This window comes from Streptomyces sp. NPDC088124, assembly GCF_040685895.1.
Taxonomy (GTDB): Bacteria; Actinomycetota; Actinomycetes; order Streptomycetales; family Streptomycetaceae; genus Streptomyces.
Genome location: NZ_JBFBJB010000001.1, coordinates 280,741 through 299,431 on the forward strand (window position 1 = coordinate 280,741; position 18,691 = coordinate 299,431).

The following is an 18,691-nucleotide window of genomic DNA, read 5'->3' on the forward strand; positions in this document are numbered from 1 at the left end:
GCTAGTTGGTACCGGTGAGTCTTAGAAGGGCAGACCCGGCATACCGCCGAGGCCCTGCGCCAGCGGGCCCAGCTTCTCCTGCTGGAGCTGCTGCGCGTTCTCGTTCGCCGCGTGGACGGCCGCGACGACGAGGTCCGCCAGCGTCTCGCCAAGCTCCTGCAAGGAAGACGCAGCCTCCGGGTCCACGGCCTTCGGGTCGATGACGAGGCCGCGCAGCTCACCGGAGCCGTTGACGGTCGCCTTCACCAGCCCGCCGCCCGCCTGGCCGTCGACCAGGGTCGCCGCCAGCTCCTCCTGCGCACGCGCGAGGTCCTGCTGCATCTTCTGGGCCTGCTGGAGCAGCTCCTGCATGTTGGGCTGACCACCACCGGGAATCACGGGCACTCCATGGCATTTCGACGACGATGTACCTGTAAGCCGAGCCTACGTGGTCCTCGCGCACCGCGCCCCACCCCACCGGGACCAACTCTTTCGGGTGAGTCCCTTACGGCTCCTCTACCTGATCACACCCCTGAGATGGGTGGAATCGCCGGGATTCCGGCCGCGCGGCCCACCATTCGGCGGTAGGAATTGCGAGCACATCATCATGCGCGGATCGTCCCGTTCGCCTCGTACGCATGCACGCATACCCGCACGTATGTACGCACGCGGGTGCGTCACCGCGGGTGATGCGCGTCACTCGGTGTCATCCAGTGCCCAGCAGAGCGTAGAGCCCAGCAGACCGTAGAGGAGTGCCTCGGTGAGCCAGCCGGATATGCAGAGCGGAGGCCCCGCCCGGGAGGAGGGCGCCTCCTCCGGCGCGGACGCGGCCACGGGCGGGAGCGCGAGTACGGGCACGGGCGCGGCCCCCGGGGACGGCTTCCTCGACGGCGACACCGGGGGCGGCCCCCCGTACGGCGACCTGATCAGCGGGCCCTTCCCCCTCGGCGACTGGGGCGAGCCGGCGGAACGCCTCGACGAGCTGTACCGCTGGGTCGAGACGGGCGCGCTCCGTACGGTCGACTGGTATCTCGCCGACCGGGTGCGCAAACGCCGCTACGCCCGCGTCCTGCGCGCGGCCACCGCGCTCGGGGTGACGGCGGGCGCGACGCTGCCGCTGGTGGATCTGACGGGGGTGCTGCCGGGGGCGGCGGGATGGGGGTACATCTCGCTGCTGCTGGGCGCGGCGTGCGTGGGGTGCGACCGGTACTTCGGGCTGACGTCCGGGTGGATGCGGGCGGTGGCCACGGCGCAGGCGGTGCAGCGCCGGCTGCAGACGCTCCAGTTCGACTGGGCGTCGGAGTGCGTACGGGAGATGCTGGGCCCGACGGACGGTACGGCGAGCGAGGCGGCGGAACGGTGCCTCGGGGTGCTGCGGCGGTTCACGGAGGACGTGACGGAGCTGGTACGGGCGGAGACCGCCGACTGGATGGTCGAGTTCCGCTCGGGACCGGCGCCGCTGGTGATGCAGTCGATGCCGATGGGCGGGGTCCGCGGCGAGGGCCCGGTGCCGCACCTGGGCCGCTTCCCGCTGCCGCCGGGCGCCCGGCCGAACATGCCCAGGCAGCGGCCGCCCGAGACGCGGTAGGCCCGCGGCCCACAGGCCCTACGGAGCCGCCTTACGGAGCCGCCACCAGGCGGGCCAGCAGGTCCGCGTGCGTGTGGCCCAGGCGTTTCGCCGCCGTGAGGAGGGTGAGCGGGCGGCCGGAGCGGGCCAGCTCCCGGAGCCGCCGCAGGGCTGCCGCGGGCTCGGGTTCGGCCAGTTCGGCCTCGTAGCGGGCGCAGAACTCCTCGTACCGCTCCTCCAGCCGCTCGTGGTACCAGGCGCGGAGCTCGGCCGACGGGGTGGCCGACTTGGCCCATTCGTCGAGCCGTGCGTCCTCCTTGCTGAGGCCGCGCGGCCAGAGCCGGTCCACCAGCACCCGGGTGCCGTCCTCGGGGGTCCAGTCCTCATACACCCGTTTGACCCTGACCGCCACTTCGGGCGCTGCGGGGGCCCCGGGCGACGCGTCTTTCCGCTTGTGCTCCATGCTCCGAGCATGCCCGGGGCCGGGGGCCCCGGCGACTTCTGTCCGCCGGATGTCGAGAACTCGACAGAGGGGAGAATTCAGGGGCCGAATGGTTTCGTCGGCCCCTGAACCCGTGGACCGGAGCGCCTGTCCGCCGAAGTACCGGCCGGCTGGAATGCCGGTCAGCCGAAGTACCCGTCAGCTGAAGATGATCATGGAGCCTTGGGCCAGGCTCCTGGTGGCCGCCGCGTGCAGCCCCAGCCACACATGGCGCTCCCGGGCGAACGGGCTGTCGTCGTAGGGGATCGAGGCCGCCGGTTCCTCCAGGGACGTGGGGCGGTCCGGCGGGGTCGGGGGCGACGGGGGGTTGGCCGGGTCGATGCCGATCGCCGGGGCGACGATCTCCAGTTCGCGCAGCAGCCCCTGCGACGAGCCCAACGGGCCGCCGCCCGAGAGGAGTTCCTCGTTCGAGAGGGGCGTGTCGAAGTCCACGGGGACGTACGCGCCCGCGTGGTCGTAATGCCAGACGAGGTGCGACTGCTTCGCGGTCGACTCGAACATCTCCAGCAACTGCTCGTAGTCGCCGCCCAGTTCACCGACCGGCGTCACCGCGAGGCCGCAGAGCTGGAGCAGGTACGCGCGCCGCAGGAAGTGCAGCGCGTCGTAGTCGAAGCCGGCGACCGGGGCGACATCGCCCGCGAGGCCCGGCATGTAGGCGAAGACGGGAACGGACGGCAGCCCGGCTTCGCCGAGCGCCTTGTCGTAGGCGGCGATCTCTTCGGCGAAGGGATTGTCGGGGCTGTGGCACAGCACATCGACGAGGGGGACCAACCACAGGTCACAGGCCAAGGGAGGCTCGCTCTCCAACGGGTTCGTACGCGTGCGCGCGATGGTCGGGACAGCGTAATGCGGCGGACACGTCGGGCGTAGGGGCCCGGCGGCCCCCGTAGGGCGGGCAGTCCCCTCTCTTCAGCCGGTGGGACAATCGCTTCCTGTTCCGTGGTAGGTCCTCCCCGCCCCGAAAGGGGCCGGTTCGGGCTGGACCGCCGCCTTCGGGTGGAAAGCCCCCTCCTTCCGGTAGGGGAGCGGAGTCACCATCCGGTATCGATCGCCGCGCCGCGACAAGACGATACCCATGAAGCGGGGTCCGTGACTTCCTGGGCATCCCGGGGAGTCACCCCCTGGGCGGGAGGTCCCAGATCCAGACCCCGCCGATCCGCTTCCCCGGCCGCTCGAACAGCTGCTCAAGCGTCTCGTAGAGCGCCGCGTCGTTGGGCTGCGGGGCGAGCACCACCACGCCCCCCTTCCAGAAGTCCAGGTCGAAGCGGGCCTGCGCGCGCCACTTGTCGTCGATCACCGCGGCCCGGCCGCTGTAGCGCACCTCACGCAGCATGTTGGAGGTGTAGCGGGCGGGCGCCCCGTAGATGCCCATCCGGTCCTCGCCCCACGGCCCGTTGAAGTAGCCGCCCGGCACCGAGAATCCGAGCCCGGTCGCGGAGAGCCAGTGCAGCGCCTCGGCGTTGCCCGGGTCCGGCAGCGGTACGGGGACCACGGACTCGCCCTCGGCGACGTACGGGCGGTACATCTTCTCCGTGAAGAACCGCGGCACGTCGGGCCGCTCCCGTACCGGCAGCGGCGTCGGCACGATCGGGATCAGCGCGGCCGCGACCACGGCGAGGCCGACGGCCCGCTGGACGCGCAGCTGCCGGGCAACCCGCCCGTCCAGGGCGCCCGCCACGTCCCGGGCGTCCCGCGCGTCCGCCAGGTGCGCCACCGCGAGCGCCACCAGCGCGCCCAGCGCCGGCGCGCAGACCATCGCCACCCGTGACTCGATGACCGACTCGAAGAGCGGCTGGTCCCTCAGCAGCCACCACGGGCCCGGCACGACGATGTCGGTGTAGGGGACGGGGATCCTCGGGCCCAGCGACAGCAGCGCCGCCCCCACCGCCGTGACCGCCAGCGCCCTGACGACCGCGAGCCGCCACAGCCACACCACGATCCCCAGCGTGAGGGAGATCAGCGGCCAGCCGTAGAAGGCGTTCTGCTCGGTGCGGTTCATCGCCAGGGCGTCGGCCGTCGCCTCGTCGCCGAAGAGCGCCCGCCCGGAGAACTCCAGGAAGGCCAGCGGGCTGTTGCCGGCGTTGTCGCCGTGCAGCACGCTGTGGTAGCTCTGCGGGCCGAGGAACTGCCAGTACAGCGGGAACGCCAGCAGCGGCAGACAGACCAGCAGCGCCACCCCGGACCCGCGCAGCAGGGGGCCGAACACCGCCCGTGCGACATCGCGGCGCAGCACGGCGTACGAGAGCGCGAAGAGCAGCATGCCCATCACGGCGAGCAGCAGCGCCTCCTCGCCGAGGAAGATCTGGTACGTCGCGAAGAGGCCCAGCAGCACGCCGTCCCGTACGGTCCCGCGCCGTCCTTGCCCGGCGTCCGGCGCGGGTGCGCACAGCTTCAGCGCCCGGTCGATGATCACCGGGATCATGAACAGGACGAGGAAGTTCGGATGCGCGTTGGCGTGCGAGATCATCGGCGGCGCGAAGGCCGCCAGCGCCGCGCCGAGCGCCGCCGCCCAGCGGTGCGCGGTCAGCCGGCGTACGAACAGCCAGTACCAGGCGCCCGCGGTGGCGGCCAGCCCGAGCGTCAGCACGAGCGCCCAGGTGACGGCGGGGCCGAGGGCGAGGGTGACGGGGGCGAGGGGGACCGAGAGCCCGAGCATGACGGTGTTCGCCATCAGGTTCACGCCGTCGGGGAAGTTCTGGACCGTCGTGAAGAGCGGATTGCGCAGATGCGTGACGTTGTCGGCGGTGACCGCGAAGAACCACTCCCACTGGTTCTGGTCGGAGCCCGCGTCGGCGAGGTAGGCGCGGTCGAGATCCGCCCACAGCCCCTTGTAGAGGAAGAAGGAGGCGAGGACGTAGAGTCCGGCGACCGCCAGGCCCGTACGGTGCCGGCCCGCCCAGTCGCGTACGCGGTCCGCGGGGCCGCGGGTACTCCGCAGCCGCGCCAGCTCCAGCAGCACCCGGCCGTAGTCCAGCGGCCGTACCTTCGAGCCCGGCTGGTGCGACCAGCGCACCGGAACCTCCGTCACCGGCCGGCCGGAGCGCCGGAAGAAGCGCAGTATCTCGACGTCGATGCCCCATCCGTCCAGCCGCGATTCGGCGAAGGCGGCCCGCGCCCGCTCGCCGTCGAAGAGCTTGAAGCCGCACTGGGTGTCGCTGATGCCGTCGACCGCGACGAGCTGTATCAGCCGGTTGCCGAGCCTCCCCAGCCACTCGCGCACCGCGAGCTGCCGCACCTCTATACGGGCGTCGGGATGGGCGCGCGAGCCGATCGCCGCGCCGCCGCCACCGTCCGCGGTGAGCTGCTGGTCGAGCCGGTCGAGTTCGTCGATCGGGGTGGCGAGGTCCGCGTCGGTCACGAGCACGCGACGGCCGTACGAGGCGAGCACGCCCTGCCGCAGGGCGTGGCCCTTGCCGTGGTTGCGGTCGCTCCTGACGACATGGATGCGCGGCTCGTCGGCGGCGGCCTCGGCCGCGACCTCGGCCGTACGGTCCGTCGAGCCGTCGTCGACGACGATCAGCTCCCACTCGCCCCAGCGGCCGGGGTCCGCGCGCAGGTGGTCGCGGATGGCGTCGAGGGTGGGGCGCAGCCGGCGCTCCTCGTTGTACGCGGGTACGACGACGGTGAGGTCGACGAGACCACCGGGGCTCGTGGCCCCCGTACCGGCTTCGGCGCCGGCGCCGGCGTGGGCGTGGGCGTCCGCAGGGGCGTCGACGTCCGCGGGGGCATCGGTACCGGTGTCGGCGGCGGCGTCGGCGGCGACGGCGACGTCCGTAGGGGCGCCGTCGTCCGCGGGGGCATCGGTACCGACATCGGCGGTGTCGGCACCCGCGGGCGCATCGGCACCGGCGTCGGCACCCGCAGGCGCGTCGGAACCGGTAGGCGTGTCGGCGCCCTTGGGGGTGGCCGCACCCGTGCCGGTATCGCGGTCCGCGGGGGCAGGGGTGCCCGAGTCCGTGTCGGCGTCCGGGATTTCCTTCTCCGTCATATCTGCGGGCGCTCCAGCCGGTCCGCCCACTTCAGCGAGTGGTCGTCGTAGTCACCGATGACGGTCCGCGCCGCCGTCGCGTCACCGAGGGTCAGGGCGTCGACCAGCGGCTCGTAACCGTTCCAGAGCCAGGTGGCGCATGTGCCGCCCGCCCCGTTCTCGGACTCCGCCCGCAGGAACGGCACGGAGAACACCCAGGCCTGCACGCGCAGCCGGTGCAGGAACTCCGCGACGTAACGGTTGGCGACCAGGGCGCACAGCTCGCGCCAGAACCGCAGGTCGTAGCCGATGAGGATGTTCAGCTCCCCGGCCCTCGCCGCGCGCGCGGCCTCCTCGGCCCGGCGGCGTACGGAGACGAGGACCGTGCCCTGCGCCCGCGCGGCCAGCTGCCCGTCGCCCAGTCCGCGGAAGACGGCGTCGACGACGAGCGCGCGCGCCTCGACCATGCCGCGGAAGTCCGCCACGGAGAACTGATGGACCCGGAAGCCCCGGTGCTGGTCGGAGTCGAGCAGATCCTGTGCGGAGAGGTCGACCAGCGCCTCCCGCACCGGGGTCGCGGAGACCCCGTACTGCTCGGCGATCTGCTTGACGGTGAATTCCTGTCCCGGCAGTAAACGCCCCGCGAGCACCTCGTCACGCAGCGCGTCCGCGATCTGCTGCCGCAAGGTGCTGCGGGTCACAGCTCCGCTGGCGGGCATGGTTTTCCGTCCCCTCGTCCGGCTTCGGACACCTTAAGCCAGGGGGTGGGGAAGATCGGGCCGACCGCGGACCGGGGCGGGCTCCGGGCCGCCCGCCTGACCTGGCCGGAGGCCGGTCAGAGACCGAATTCGGCCTCTGACCAGGCCCGTACTCCGTGCTATGGCGCTACACCGTCCAGGGCGCTGCACCGTCCAGGGCGCTACACCGTGTATGGGGCGCTACACCGTGTACTCGTCCGCGACCGTCAGGGCCGTGTCCAGGATCGCGAGCCCCTCCTTCGCCTCCGCCTCGGAGACGTTGCAGGCCGGCACCGCGTGCGTGCGGTTCATGTTCACGAAGGGCCACAGGCCGCCCTTCTTGCAGGCGGCGGCGAAGGCGGCCATCGGCGCGTTCGCCTCGCCCGACGCGTTGTACGGCACCAGCGGCTCGCGCGTCTCCCGGTTCCGTACGAGGTCGAGCGCCCAGAAGACGCCCGTGCCCCGCACCTCGCCCACCGAGGGGTGCCGGTCCGCCAGTTCGCGCAGGCCGGGGCCGAGGACCGTCGCGCCGATGTGCGCGGCGTGCTCGACGACCTTCTCCTCCGCCATGACCTGGAGCGTCGCGACCGCGGCGGCGCAGGCCAGTGGGTGGCCCGAGTAGGTGAGTCCGCCGGGGTAGGGGCGGGTGGCGAAGGTCTCCGCGATCGCGGCGGAGATGGCGACACCGCCCAGCGGCACGTACCCCGAGTTGACGCCCTTGGCGAAGGTCAGCAGATCGGGGACGACGTCGTAGTGCTCGGCGGCGAACCACTTGCCCGTACGGCCGAATCCGGCCATCACCTCGTCCAGCACGAACACGATGCCGTGCCGGTCGCAGAGTTCGCGTACGCCCGCGAGGTAGCCGGGCGGCGGGGTCATGATGCCGGCCGTGCCCGGGACGGTCTCCAGGATGATCGCGGCGATGGTCGCCGGGCCCTCGAAGGCGATGGTCGCCTCCAGGTGGGCCAGCGCGCGGGCACACTCCTCGGCCTCGTCGGAGGAGTAGAAGGCGGAGCGGTAGAGGAACGGGCCGTGGAAGTGGACGACGCCGGAGGTGCCGGTGTCGGAGGCCCAGCGGCGCGGGTCGCCGGTCAGGTTGATCGCGGTGGAGGTACCGCCGTGGTACGAGCGGTACGCGGAGAGCACCTTGGGGCGGCCGGTGTGGAGACGGGCCATCCGGACGGCGTTCTCGACGGCCTCGGCCCCGCCGTTCGTGAAGAAGATCTTGTCGAGGTCGCCGGGCGTGCGCTCGGCGATGAGGCGCGCGGCCTCGGAGCGTACGTCCACGGCGAAGGCGGGCGCGAAGGTGGCGAGGCGGCCGGCCTGCTCCTGGATGGCGGCGACGACGGTGGGGTGCTGGTAGCCGATGTTGGTGAAGACGAGGCCGCTGGTGAAGTCGAGGTAGCGGTTGCCGTCGTAGTCCCAGAAGTAGGAACCCTCGGCACCGGCGACGGCGAGCGGGTCGATCAGTTCCTGCGCGGACCAGGAGTGGAACACGTGGGCGCGGTCGGCGGCCTTCACGGCGGCGCCGGCGCCCGGGTCCGCGTGCGGGAGGTGGCGCGGTGTGCTGTGCGGGGCGGCGTGTGCGGTCATGGGGACCAGCGTAGGGAGGTGCGGGGAAGGACTGGTATGGCCAGGATGTATGGACTGGGCCACGCCGATCGGCACTGTGTCGGGTTCATCGATCTGGCGGATTCGTTCCGCCGCGGGTCTCCATCGCGCCCCCACCGTCCCCACCGTCCCTTCCGTCCCCTCACATCCCCTCCGTCACCTCACATCCCCTCCGTCGCCTCGGTGCGAGATGATCCGGGCGCCGCGTCGACAATGGTGTCGACGGGTGTCAGCCGGGCAGGGGCACGGGTACGGGTTACGGGGAGGGCCGCACGGCCATGGAAAGACTGGTAGCGGGAGATCCCGCGCACATCGGCGCCTACCGGCTGCTGGCCCGCCTGGGCGCGGGCGGGATGGGTCAGGTCTATCTGGCCCGCTCCGACCGGGGCCGTACGGTCGCGGTCAAGCTGATCCGGCGTGAGCTGGCCGAACAGGAGCAGTTCCGCGGCCGGTTCCGGCAGGAGGTGGCGGCGGCGCGGCGCGTCGGCGGGACGTGGACGGCGCCGGTGCTCGACGCCGACACGGAGGCGGACGTGCCGTGGCTGGCCACCGGCTATGTCGCGGGGCCCTCGCTCCAGACGGTGGTGTCGGGGCGGCACGGGCCGCTGCCGGAGCGTTCCGTCCGTATCCTCGCGTCCGGCCTCGCGCACGCGCTCCAGGACATCCACGCGGCGGGGCTGATCCACCGGGATCTCAAGCCGTCCAATGTGCTGGTGACGATCGAGGGTCCGCGCGTCATCGACTTCGGGATAGCCCGCGCGCTGGAAACGGTCGCGGACGAGGGGCTGACCCGTACGGGCTCGCTGGTGGGTTCGCCCGGCTTCATGGCGCCCGAGCAGGTCCGCGGGGACCGGGTGACGGCGGCGTGCGACGTCTTCTGCCTCGGCTCGGTCCTGGCGTACGCGATGACGGGGCGGTTGCCGTTCGGCGGCGCGGACACCGGGATGCACGCGCTGATGTTCCGCATCGCGCAGGAGGAACCGGACCTGTCGGGGCTGCCCGAGGGCCTGTTGGAGCTGGTACGCGACTGCCTGCGCAAGAACCCGGCGGAGCGGCCGACCACGCGGGAGGTGCTGGCCCGGGTGGGCGCGGCGGCGGACCCGGGGGCGGGCCCCGGCGGCGAGCCGTGGCTGCCGGGCGGGCTGCTGGCGCAACTGGGGCAGCACGCGGTGAGCCTGCTGGACCACGAGGACCCGACGGGAACGGTACGCCGGCCGCACGCGACCGGCGCGGGAGCGGAAGCGGGAGCCGGTGCGCGGGCGGGCATCGGCGCCGAGGCGGACACCAGGGTGAAGGCGGGCGCCGGTGCCGAGGCAGGCGCAGGCGCGGGGCCGACGACGGGCGCCGCGGCCGGGTCCGCCCCCTCACCCACCGCTGCACCTCCCTCGACGCCGACGTCACCGCCACCGCCCCTCTCACCGATGCAGGGGTTCGGCGCCCCCACGCCCACGCCTCAGCCGTACGCCCCGTACGGTTACCCGCACCGGAACCCACCGGCCGGCTACGGCGGCCCGCCTCCGCCCTTCGGCCCCACTCCCCCGTACGGTCCCGCCCCGGCGACGGTCCCCGCGCCGCAGCCCGCCGGGCGCAGCACCCGCGGCACGGTGGCCCTGATCGCCGTCGCGGTGGTCGTCGCGATCGGCGCGGGCGGTTCGGTGTACGCCGTCATGGGCGGCGACGGCACGAGGAACGCCGCCACCGACGGGGACACCCGGGCGACGGACACCGAGTCCGCCAACGCCCCTACCCCCGAAGCGAGTTCCGGCGCCTCCTCCGGCTCCGGAACCCCTGCCCCGTCGGAGACCTCCGGGGCCCCGGGCGCGATCCCGGCGACGTACCTCGGCACCTGGATCGGCGGCCTGAGCGGCAGTTCGGGGTACAGCACCCGCACCCTGGTCATCCGCCAGGGCGACCAGGGCGACACCGTCCTGACCCTGACGGCGAACGGCCCGGCGAACGGGGGCGGCACGTACCACTGCGTCTTCGAAGCCCCCCTGGCCACCGAACCCCCGGAGGACACCTCCCCGCTGCGGATCGGCCCGTCCCGGGTGACCACCGGCGAACCGATGTCCGCCTGCACCCCCGGATCCGCCTCGGACCTGACGATCCTCCCCGACGGCAAGCTCCGCCGCGTGACGACGAGCGGCGAGTCCCTGACGTACACCAAAACAGGCTGACCGGGCCCGCCGGGCCCACTCAAGGAGTTCAGGCCGGTCCACTCAGCGTGGGAGACCCTCGAAGGCCTCGCCTTCGCCGTCGCGCCCGACGCCTGCACGGCATTCCTCACCTGGGCCGGGGAACGGGGCAGGCACGGAGGTACGGAGACGGAGGTCCGCCGTTCGCGCCGTGCCCCTGGTCCGCCTCTTCTGTCGCCGAGGCCCGCTACCACGGCACCCCGCGACCGCATTCGCCGCGCGGCCCTGGCCTGCGGTCCATCCACCCCGTTCTGCCGGTCCGCCGCCCTCGGGAAACTATCTTGTCCGATAGTCAGAAAGGTCCAATATGAAGGGAACTGGATTGACTGCGAAGTGGATCAGTTTCTACCCTCGCCGCGTCAACTGCTCATATGTGCGGAGAACAGGGGAGAGCGAATGCGGACAAGCGCATACGGGGTCGCCCTCGCGGCGGCGATGATTTTCTCGGCGGGCGCGACAGCTACTGCGGCGACTCAGGACGGAAATTACGTCCGGGCGGCGGACCCAGCCTACAAGGTTCTCGTACTTCTGAAGTACAAGGGCCCAGGGAACGCGGCACTGAGGGCGGGGACGTACAACGCGTCGACCGGTGGCGGATGGGGCTGGAACAAGGTCAAGAAGAAGCATAAAATCACAAAGTATTCGGCTCTCGAATACGTGACCAAGGGGCCGAACCGAGAGCACCAGGGCGGTACGACGTACAGGAGCCATGCGTATGCCGGTAAGTACCGTTGCACCAACGGCAGGTGCACGCTGATCAAGCAGTACAAGGTGTACGTCGCCGTGAACGAGAAGAAGCTCGGCGACAACCGCAACCGTGGTGTCATCACCGCATACTGTGAAGGCGTGACGAGGTGCCCGGCCTGGGTCAGCACCACACTGTCCAAGCTCAACGCGCAGTCAGCCGGCAGTGAACAGTTCGTTCCGTCGTACGAGCCCCTCACACAGCAGTACCGGTCCGCACAGGAGATCTGATGGCAAGCCCGGAGAGCGAGTTCCTCGAAAGGACCGCTGACGTTGTCTTCGAACTCGGGCCGGACGGCTTTCGCCTGACCACCCTGTCGCTGAAGGACCGCACCTTTTCCTTCCACGACTCGGGGCATGTGCCAGGGCCGGCGTCCTACGTGCAGGGCGCCCCGCCGGCCACCACCAGGGAGGGCCGCCGGGAGTACGACTGGCAGCCGGCAGCGGATGCTCCCGCATACCTCCATCTCGCCTGGCTCCTCGCGGAACTCAGTGAATGGGAGACCGCGATGACGGAGAAACACGTCACCATCGTCAGGGTGGAATGCCCGGACCCCGGAACATGCGACTTGCTGCTGCTCGACGGCGACACCACATACCGTGTCCGAGTTGCCCTCGCTCAGCGGAAAAAGCCGCTCGACTTCCCCGGAATGTATCTGCTGGAGCTGTTCGCGGAGGGGCGCCACCGCCAGTATCTGGCAGGACCGGTCACGGTCGACCTTCGAGAAGTCCTGTGACCTGAGGTCAGCCGCGGTCCGTCGAGGTCGGTGAAGCGCAACGGGGCTCCGGGGAGCGGGCGTTCCCCAAGCCCGGAGGCAGAGCCCGATGCGTTCAGGGGGCTTCCCGGGCCTGGGCCGAGTCGCCCGAGGAGGGTCGGCCTTGGAGGCCGTACGGTTCCACACGGTTGTGGGATGCCCGGCTTTCAGGAACGCGTCGGCAAGTGCCTGGCCCATCAGTCCGAGTCCGATGACTGTCACGGGTGTATCGGTTTTGTTCGTGGCAGGATCATCAACGTTGATGCCAGTGTGAAGGTCGAGCGAGGTTCCCAAGCGAGTCGGGGAACTGAGTCGCCAAACGGGCGTCAACGCCCATCAGTTGCGCGACTACGAGGCACATGGCCGGCCGGCGGCGGACCGCCGCGCGAACGTCTACCGCGAGTACGACGAGAACGCCGTGCTGCGGGTGGAGCAGATCCGGCACCCGCTTGGTGCCGGTTTGTCCTCCGAGGACATCGCGTACCCGCCACCCTGTGCGGTCGGAGAGGCCCCGGAACCGGCCCGGGTACCCCGAGTTGCCGGCCGCGATGCGGTCACGGCTGCGGCGACTGGACGATCAGATGAACAGGCTCACTCAATCCCGCGACGCTCTTGCCTACTACTTTGGTGCGGCCGAGCAACACGCTGGACTTGACAGAGAAGTCAGCGCTCGCGCGGGGACACCAGCCCGGATTCGTAGGCGATGACCACGAGTTGGGCGCGGTCCCGGGCGTGGAGTTTGGTCATGGCCCGGTTGACATGGGTCTTGGCGGTCAGCGGGCTGATCACCATGCGGTCCGCGATCCGGTCGTTGGACAGGCCCTGCGCGACCAGGACGACGGCCTCGCGTTCGCGGCCGGTGAGCTCTTCAAGACCCCTGCCGACGCCGGTGCGCGGCGGCTGCGCGACGTACCGGTCGATGAGCTTGCGGGTGATCGACGGTGCGAGCAGCGCGTCACCGCGTGCGGCGACGCGTACCGCGTGCAGGAAGTCTTCCGGCACGATGTCCTTGACGAGGAATCCGGCGGCGCCGGCGCGCAGTGCGTCGAAGACGTATTCGTCGAAGCCGTAGTTGGTCAGGATGACGACGTGCAACCCGGCCAGGTCCGGGTCCGCGGCGATGCGCCTGGTCGCCTCGATGCCGTCGACCACGGGCATCCGAATGTCGATGAGCGCGACATCGGGCAGGTGCTCCCTGGCCAGAGCCAGGCCCTCCTCCCCGTCAGCCGCTTCGGCCACCACCTCGATGTCGTCCTCCAGGTCGAGGAGCGCGCGGAATGCGCTGCGAAGGAGCGGCTGGTCGTCGACCAGCAGAACACGAATCATGGCGTCCGGTCCACGGGGAGTTCGGCCTCGACGGTGAAGCCGCCCTCCGTGCGCGGTTCCGCGCGGAGGCGACCGCCGAGGGCGGTGACTCGTTCACGCATGCCGAGCAGTCCGGCGCCGGGCACCGGGGCGGTGTCCGGGGCGGCCTTGCCGTCGTCGTCGACGCGTATCGAGAGGGCGTCCGGACGGCAGTCGATCCGGACCGACGCCGTGGCGGCGTCCGCGTGACGAGCGATATTGGTGAGCGACTCCTGAACGATCCGGTACACGGTCCGGTCCACCGCGGCCGGCACGTCGTGTCCTTGTCCCTCGATCGTCAGCGTCGCGTCCAGGCCGATGGCACGGGCTCGTTCCACCAGTTCCGGAACGTGGTCCAGCCCTCGCGGCGGGGTCGTGTCGTCATCGCGCAGCGCCTCCAGGGTCGCGCGCAGCTCCCGGGTCGCCTCACGTCCGGCCTCCTGGATCGCCAGCAGGGCCTCCGGTACCTGTTCGCCACGCCTGCGGGCCACGTGGACGGCGACTTCGGCCTGCACCTTGATGATCGAGATCTGGTGGGTGAGCGAATCATGCAGCTCCCGCGCGATGTGGAGCCGCTCCTCGCCTGCGCGGCGCCGCCCGGTCTCCTCCCGGGTGCGCTCGGCTTCGTCCGCCCGCCGCTCGGCCTGGCGCAGCGCTTCCCCCGCGGCACCTGCCGCGATCAGCCAGGCCAGCTCAAGGGCGCCGCGGGCCTGCGCGAACGCCTCTCCCGTGTCATGCAGGCCCGAGGCCAGGGCCGCGAGGGGGAGAGCGGCCAGCATGGTCACGCTCGCCGCCACCGTGATGGCGCGGTGTCCCGCCCGTACGGCCGCGTACACCGCGAACAGGTACGCGACCACAGGCACATCGAATCCGGCCGCCTGGTAACCCACCGCGCACAGCCCGGTGACGGCCAGGACGGGAACCGGAGCCCGGCGGCGTGCGGCCAGCGCCAGCCCGCCGGCCGTCAGCGGCGCGTAGCCGAGCAGGTCGAGGCGCGTGGAGGAGTGCTGCCCGGACAACCCGGTGACCAGCAGCGCCACAGCCACGCCGACGGCGATCACCCAGTCCATGACCTCTGCCCGGACACCGGACCGTCCTCTGCCCATGCGCGCACCCTAGCCGGACGCCGCAGCGGGCGAGTCCTGCCGGCGGACCATCGGCCGGCTACCGCGCACGCAGTACTTTCGCGACCTCTGCCGCGCCCGCGGTAGCGGGAAGTGCCTGCTCCTGCGGGACGCCTGGCGGTCCGTCCGTCGACATGATCGGAAGCCATCCGAACCTCGGAAACGAGACGCAGGACGAGGCGCGGGAAACGAGGAGAAGAAAGGTATGGAGAGACATGAACTCAGCGGGATCCGTGGTGACGGTCCGACGTGTGCTTGCCGCGATCGGCGCCGCCGTGCTCGGGGTGGTCGTGCTCGCCGCACCGGCGGCCGCGCGCGTCTCGGTCCAGCCGGCCGCCGCCGGCGTCCTCACCGTGAGCGCCGGGCGGCTCGGGGCCACCACGGCCGCCGTTCTGGGGCTGATCGGCGTGGTCACCGGCGGGATGGCGCTGGGCCGGCCCTCCGGTCGTCTCGGCCCCGGGTCAGGGCGACTCGGAGTCGTCGTGCCCCTGGCGGCGGGGCCGACCGCGATGGCCCTCGGCGCGCTGGTCGTGGCCACCTCCGACGGTGGTCTCGGCACCGGCAACGGGCTGGGCGGGGCCCTTGTGGCCCTGCTGGTGGGGTTGGTTGCCACGATCCTCGGTGGGACGGCCCTGGCCCGCGCCCGCCGCGCCGGCTGACCGCGGCACCCCACGGCCATCCGGGCAGGCGGCGTCACGCTGCGGCCATGGGCGGGACACCCGGCTCATATATCGTCACGCGAATACCGGATTCCGTACCACTGTGTCGTACCACTTGCCGTACCACAGTGCCGTACCACTGTGTCGTGCCGCCGAGGAGTGCGCCCGTGAGCGAGCCATCGACCGTCGCCGACGTTCCCGACGAGTTGCGGCGCCGCCTCGGGCTGGGTGACGCCGTGGTGATCGGCCTGGGGTCGATGATCGGCGCGGGGATCTTCGCCGCTCTGGCCCGCCGCCCGCGCCGCCGGATCCGGGCTGCTCCTCGGCCTGGCCGTGGCCGCCGTGATCGCCTACTGCAACGCCACCTCCTCCGCACGGCTCGCCGCCCGCTACCCGGTCTCCGGCGGCACCTACGTCTACGGCCGCGAACGCCTCGGCGCCTTCTGGGGCTGCCTCGCGGGGTGGGGGTTCGTGGTCGGCAAGACCGCTTCCTGCGCGGCCATGGCCCTCACCGTCGGAACATATGTCCTGCCCGGCCAGGCGCACGCCGTGGCGGTCGCCGCGGTGGTGGCCCTGACCGTCGTGAACTACGCCGGGGTACGGAAGTCCGCACTCCTGACCCGTGCGATCGTGGCCGTGGTCCTGGCCGTGCTCGCCGCCGTGGCGGTCGCCGCCCTCACCTCGGGCTCGGCGGACGCGGCCCGGCTGGACATGGGCTCGGACGCCACCTTCGGCGGGGTGCTCCAAGCGGCGGGCCCTCTGTTCTTCGCCTTCGCCGGATACGCGCGCATCGCCACCCTGGGTGAGGAGGTCCGCGACCCCGCACGCACCATCCCCCGGGCGATCCCGCTCGCGCTGGGCATCACCCTGGTCGTCTACACGGCCGTCGCACTCGCCGTGCTGAGCGTTCTCGGCCCGCAGCAACTGGCGACCGCCACCGCGCCGTTGTCGGACGCCGCGCGGGCCGCGGGCGCCGACCGGCTGGCACCGGTGGTCCGCGCCGGTGCCGCCGTCGCGGCCCTGGGCTCGCTGCTGGCGCTGATCCTCGGAGTCTCCCGCACCACGCTGGCCATGGCCCGCGACCGCCACCTGCCCCACGCCCTGGCCGCTGTTCACCCCCGCTTCAAGGTCCCCCACCGCGCCGAACTGCTCGTCGGTGCCGTGGTGGCCGTGATCGCGGCGACAGCGGACGTACGCGGCGCGATCGGGTTCTCCTCCTTCGGCGTGCTCGCCTACTATGCCGTCGCCAACGCCAGTGCCTGGACGCTCACCCCTGACGAAGGCCGCCCCAACCGCCTGATCCCCGCCCTGGGGCTGGCCGGATGCCTGGTCCTGGCCTTCTCCCTCCCGCCGGCCTCGGTCATCCTCGGCGCGGCGGCGCTCGCCACCGGAGCCGTCGCCTACGCGGTACGCCGCGCCGTCGCCGCGCGAGCCTGATCAGGGGCGCGTCGCCCGCCGCCGGCAAAGAAGGCCCTGGCGAAGCTGATCGTCACCGAGGTCAAGGGCTTCGAGGTGACAGAGGCGGCGGCGAGTGAGATGCGTTCCTCCGGGGCGGGGTTGCGGGCGTGTTCATCGGCGCGGACGACGGCCAGGAAGGCATGAGCGAGCATGGCGAGGGTGACCCAGCGGGTCCAGGAGGGAGAGCGGCGGACTTGGTGCTCGTCGAGTCCGGCCAGCCCTTTCTCACTCTGGAAGGTCTCTTCCACACGCCATCTGGATCCGGCGACCCGCACCAGCTCGGTCAGCGGCACCGGCTGGGGTGAGAAGCAGCGGTAGTAGGCGAGTTCGCAGGAGGCCCTGCACAGCAGATGCTGCATGCCGTGCGGACTGACCTCCCCGGCCCACTCCGCAATCGTCCAGCAGTTTCTGCGCGGCAGGTCCGACAGCAGGCCGAGCACCAACCGCCCGGCCCGCAGGCGGGGTTCGTAGCGGTGGAACCGGCCCGCGATCCGGCTCATGGCCACCTCGAACGCCTCCCGCCATCGGGCGGGATCTATGCTGTGGCCTGCGGCCACCGTCTCGTCGTTAGTCCACACAACTCACGATGATCACCGGCGGCCGCACCCCTTCGTGCCCCCAGTCAGTCCCGGACGAGACAGAACGGGTGTCCTGCCGGGTCGGCAAAGATGCGCCAACTCCGTTTCCCGTCACCCTCGTCGAGCAGTATCGCACCCCGATTGAGGACGTCCTCCTGGGCTCGTTCCAGGTCCTTGACCCCCAAGTCCAGATGGAACTGCTGGGGCCGAGCGGGGTCCGGCCACCGTGGTGGCTGATGGTCTTCCACCCGCTGGAAGGCAAGCACAAGCCCGTCGGTGTGAAGCGTCGCCCAGCCGTCGTCGAGCGACCACCGCGGATCCGGCTGGTTCACTACGCCGCCGAGAAGCGACTGGTAGAACCGGGACAGCTCAACGACATCGGCACAGTCCAACACCACACACTGCAGCTTGGCGATCATGAAGGGCAGCGTCTCACGACGCCTGATCACGATCTACAGCTGGAGTAGACCCAGGCGATGGGCAGTGGTGAGGCGAGGGCGCGGAGCACGATGTGCCGGGCCAGTTCGCCCTTGGTGGCGAAGGTCCGCTCGTGCGGGACTTTCGCCAGGCGGCAGCGTTCGCGGTCCTCGGTCCAGGACTTGGGCAGGTACAGCTCGCGATCGACCAGAGCCCGGCCGCAGGCGGTGGCATAGACGGCGAAGACGCCGATCTGGCAATTCTCGGTACGGCCGGCGGTCCCGGAATACTGGCGCTGGACCCCGGCGGAAGTGGTGCCCTTCTTGATGAAGCCGGTGTCGTCGATGATGAGGACTCCGTCGTCTTCCCCGAGCTTGTCAGCGACGTATTGCTGCAGGTCGTCGCGGATGTCGTCAGACTCCCACTTCGCGCCGGCGAGCAGGTGCTGCAGTCCGTCAGGAGTCGAGTGGCCTGCCTGCTCGGCCAGTTGCCAGCTGTTCTTGCGGGCCACCGGGGCGAGCAGTCCGCGCACGTAGTCACGCATGCGGCGGCGCGGCTCCACACGGCTGAAACGGTGGCCGATGGTCACGAAGAGGTCGTCCAGTTCCAGGTCCCACTGCTCGGCAGCACGCTCGGTTATCACACGGGGGCACTTTCCCCGTCGCTGTCATTACGTGCGGCGTTGTCGCACGATCGAGGGACGGCCTCCGTGAAACCACCCCTGACCGTTCCACGTCCCGTTACAATCCGGCCGCCCCGTCAAACCCGCAGGTCAGACAGCGAAATCCTGCTGGAGTACTAAAAACACTACGTCTACACCCGGCAGCAGTGCCTCGAAACGATCACGAACCACGACGCGGCCATCACGTCGGCGGCACGCAGATACCGCATGCGCAAGGCCCTCATCCAGACGTCGGCGTTCTGGGAGTTCTGCCACTACAGCTACAAGGACGTGGCGGAGGACGCGGGCGTGGTGCTCTACCACACCGGCTCCATCCCGGACTGGGGCAAGGACCTGCCGGGCGTCAGCCGGCTGGTCGACTCCAGCACCGGC

At 71.2% G+C, this 18,691-nt stretch carries 14 protein-coding genes and 5 pseudogenes; 7 read left to right on the forward strand and 12 right to left on the reverse strand.

All coding sequences use genetic code 11. The features are described from left to right. Nucleotides 1-21 precede the first annotated feature (21 nt). Nucleotides 22-378, reverse strand: coding sequence for a YbaB/EbfC family nucleoid-associated protein (locus AB0P17_RS01230; protein ID WP_365806439.1), 357 nt, complete (start codon nucleotides 376-378; stop codon nucleotides 22-24). A 361-nt stretch (nucleotides 379-739) separates the two neighbouring features. Between AB0P17_RS01230 and AB0P17_RS01235 the strand changes: the two genes are divergently transcribed. Continuing rightward, nucleotides 740-1,567 carry an SLATT domain-containing protein gene (locus AB0P17_RS01235; RefSeq protein ID WP_365806441.1) on the forward strand — a complete coding sequence of 276 codons (828 nt, stop codon included), beginning with the start codon at nucleotides 740-742 and terminating at the stop codon, nucleotides 1,565-1,567. Nucleotides 1,568-1,598: 31 nt separating this feature from the next. Here the strand turns inward: AB0P17_RS01235 and AB0P17_RS01240 are convergent, their stop codons facing one another. From AB0P17_RS01240 to AB0P17_RS01260, 5 genes are all read right to left on the reverse strand, one after another. Next, entirely contained in the window at nucleotides 1,599-2,009 is a 411-nt protein-coding gene (locus AB0P17_RS01240; protein ID WP_365806442.1) for a DUF488 family protein, read from the reverse strand. A 177-nt stretch (nucleotides 2,010-2,186) separates the two neighbouring features. Beyond that, nucleotides 2,187-2,837 (reverse strand): hypothetical protein, encoded by a 651-nt coding sequence (locus AB0P17_RS01245; RefSeq protein WP_365806444.1) that lies wholly within the window; start codon nucleotides 2,835-2,837, stop codon nucleotides 2,187-2,189. Between the two features lie 325 nt (nucleotides 2,838-3,162). Then, nucleotides 3,163-6,036, reverse strand: coding sequence for a dolichyl-phosphate beta-glucosyltransferase (locus tag AB0P17_RS01250; protein ID WP_365806445.1), 2,874 nt, complete (start codon nucleotides 6,034-6,036; stop codon nucleotides 3,163-3,165). Next, complete coding sequence (locus tag AB0P17_RS01255) at nucleotides 6,033-6,734, reverse strand: GntR family transcriptional regulator (RefSeq protein WP_365806447.1); 702 nt, start codon at nucleotides 6,732-6,734, stop codon at nucleotides 6,033-6,035. The genes AB0P17_RS01250 and AB0P17_RS01255 overlap by 4 nt, the downstream gene beginning before the upstream one ends. Before the next feature lie 219 nt (nucleotides 6,735-6,953). Next, entirely contained in the window at nucleotides 6,954-8,345 is a 1,392-nt protein-coding gene (locus tag AB0P17_RS01260) for an aspartate aminotransferase family protein (protein WP_365806449.1), read from the reverse strand. Between the two features lie 296 nt (nucleotides 8,346-8,641). Between AB0P17_RS01260 and AB0P17_RS01265 the strand changes: the two genes are divergently transcribed. The 3 genes from AB0P17_RS01265 (at nucleotide 8,642) to AB0P17_RS01275 (ending at nucleotide 12,039) form a co-directional block, all read left to right on the forward strand. Next, complete coding sequence (locus AB0P17_RS01265; RefSeq protein ID WP_365806451.1) at nucleotides 8,642-10,540, forward strand: serine/threonine-protein kinase; 1,899 nt, start codon at nucleotides 8,642-8,644, stop codon at nucleotides 10,538-10,540. A 414-nt stretch (nucleotides 10,541-10,954) separates the two neighbouring features. Continuing rightward, complete coding sequence (locus AB0P17_RS01270; RefSeq protein ID WP_365806453.1) at nucleotides 10,955-11,533, forward strand: hypothetical protein; 579 nt, start codon at nucleotides 10,955-10,957, stop codon at nucleotides 11,531-11,533. Beyond that, nucleotides 11,533-12,039 carry a hypothetical protein gene (locus tag AB0P17_RS01275; RefSeq protein WP_365806455.1) on the forward strand — a complete coding sequence of 169 codons (507 nt, stop codon included), beginning with the start codon at nucleotides 11,533-11,535 and terminating at the stop codon, nucleotides 12,037-12,039. The genes AB0P17_RS01270 and AB0P17_RS01275 overlap by 1 nt, the downstream gene beginning before the upstream one ends. A gap of 135 nt (nucleotides 12,040-12,174) precedes the next feature. Here AB0P17_RS01275 and AB0P17_RS01280 read toward each other — a convergent pair. Beyond that, nucleotides 12,175-12,279 (reverse strand): annotated as a pseudogene (locus AB0P17_RS01280) (NAD(P)-binding domain-containing protein); the annotation flags it as partial. A gap of 85 nt (nucleotides 12,280-12,364) precedes the next feature. Between AB0P17_RS01280 and AB0P17_RS01285 the strand changes: the two are divergent. Further along, a pseudogene (locus AB0P17_RS01285) lies at nucleotides 12,365-12,764 on the forward strand (MerR family transcriptional regulator). Here AB0P17_RS01285 and AB0P17_RS01290 read toward each other — a convergent pair. Both AB0P17_RS01290 and AB0P17_RS01295 read right to left on the reverse strand, forming a co-directional pair. Further along, a complete protein-coding gene (locus AB0P17_RS01290) occupies nucleotides 12,721-13,383 on the reverse strand; it encodes a response regulator transcription factor (protein WP_365806457.1) in 663 nt (220 codons plus the stop codon). The pseudogene AB0P17_RS01285 and the gene AB0P17_RS01290 overlap by 44 nt on opposite strands. Further along, nucleotides 13,380-14,507, reverse strand: a complete 1,128-nt coding sequence (locus AB0P17_RS01295; RefSeq protein WP_365806459.1) for a histidine kinase — start codon at nucleotides 14,505-14,507, stop codon at nucleotides 13,380-13,382. The genes AB0P17_RS01290 and AB0P17_RS01295 overlap by 4 nt, the downstream gene beginning before the upstream one ends. 233 nt (nucleotides 14,508-14,740) lie before the next feature. Between AB0P17_RS01295 and AB0P17_RS01300 the strand changes: the two genes are divergently transcribed. Beyond that, nucleotides 14,741-15,184 (forward strand): DUF6223 family protein, encoded by a 444-nt coding sequence (locus tag AB0P17_RS01300; RefSeq protein ID WP_365806461.1) that lies wholly within the window; start codon nucleotides 14,741-14,743, stop codon nucleotides 15,182-15,184. A gap of 167 nt (nucleotides 15,185-15,351) precedes the next feature. Continuing rightward, nucleotides 15,352-16,621: pseudogene (locus tag AB0P17_RS01305) on the forward strand (APC family permease). Here the strand turns inward: AB0P17_RS01305 and AB0P17_RS01310 are convergent. From AB0P17_RS01310 to AB0P17_RS01320, 3 genes and pseudogenes are all read right to left on the reverse strand, one after another. Then, a pseudogene (locus tag AB0P17_RS01310) lies at nucleotides 16,585-16,983 on the reverse strand (IS701 family transposase); the annotation flags it as partial. The pseudogenes AB0P17_RS01305 and AB0P17_RS01310 sit on opposite strands and share 37 nt — an antisense overlap. A 281-nt stretch (nucleotides 16,984-17,264) precedes the next feature. Next, nucleotides 17,265-17,639, reverse strand: coding sequence for a VOC family protein (locus tag AB0P17_RS01315; protein WP_365806463.1), 375 nt, complete (start codon nucleotides 17,637-17,639; stop codon nucleotides 17,265-17,267). 50 nt (nucleotides 17,640-17,689) lie between these two features. Further along, nucleotides 17,690-18,247, reverse strand: a pseudogene (locus tag AB0P17_RS01320) (IS701 family transposase); the annotation flags it as partial. Nucleotides 18,248-18,691 lie beyond the last annotated feature (444 nt).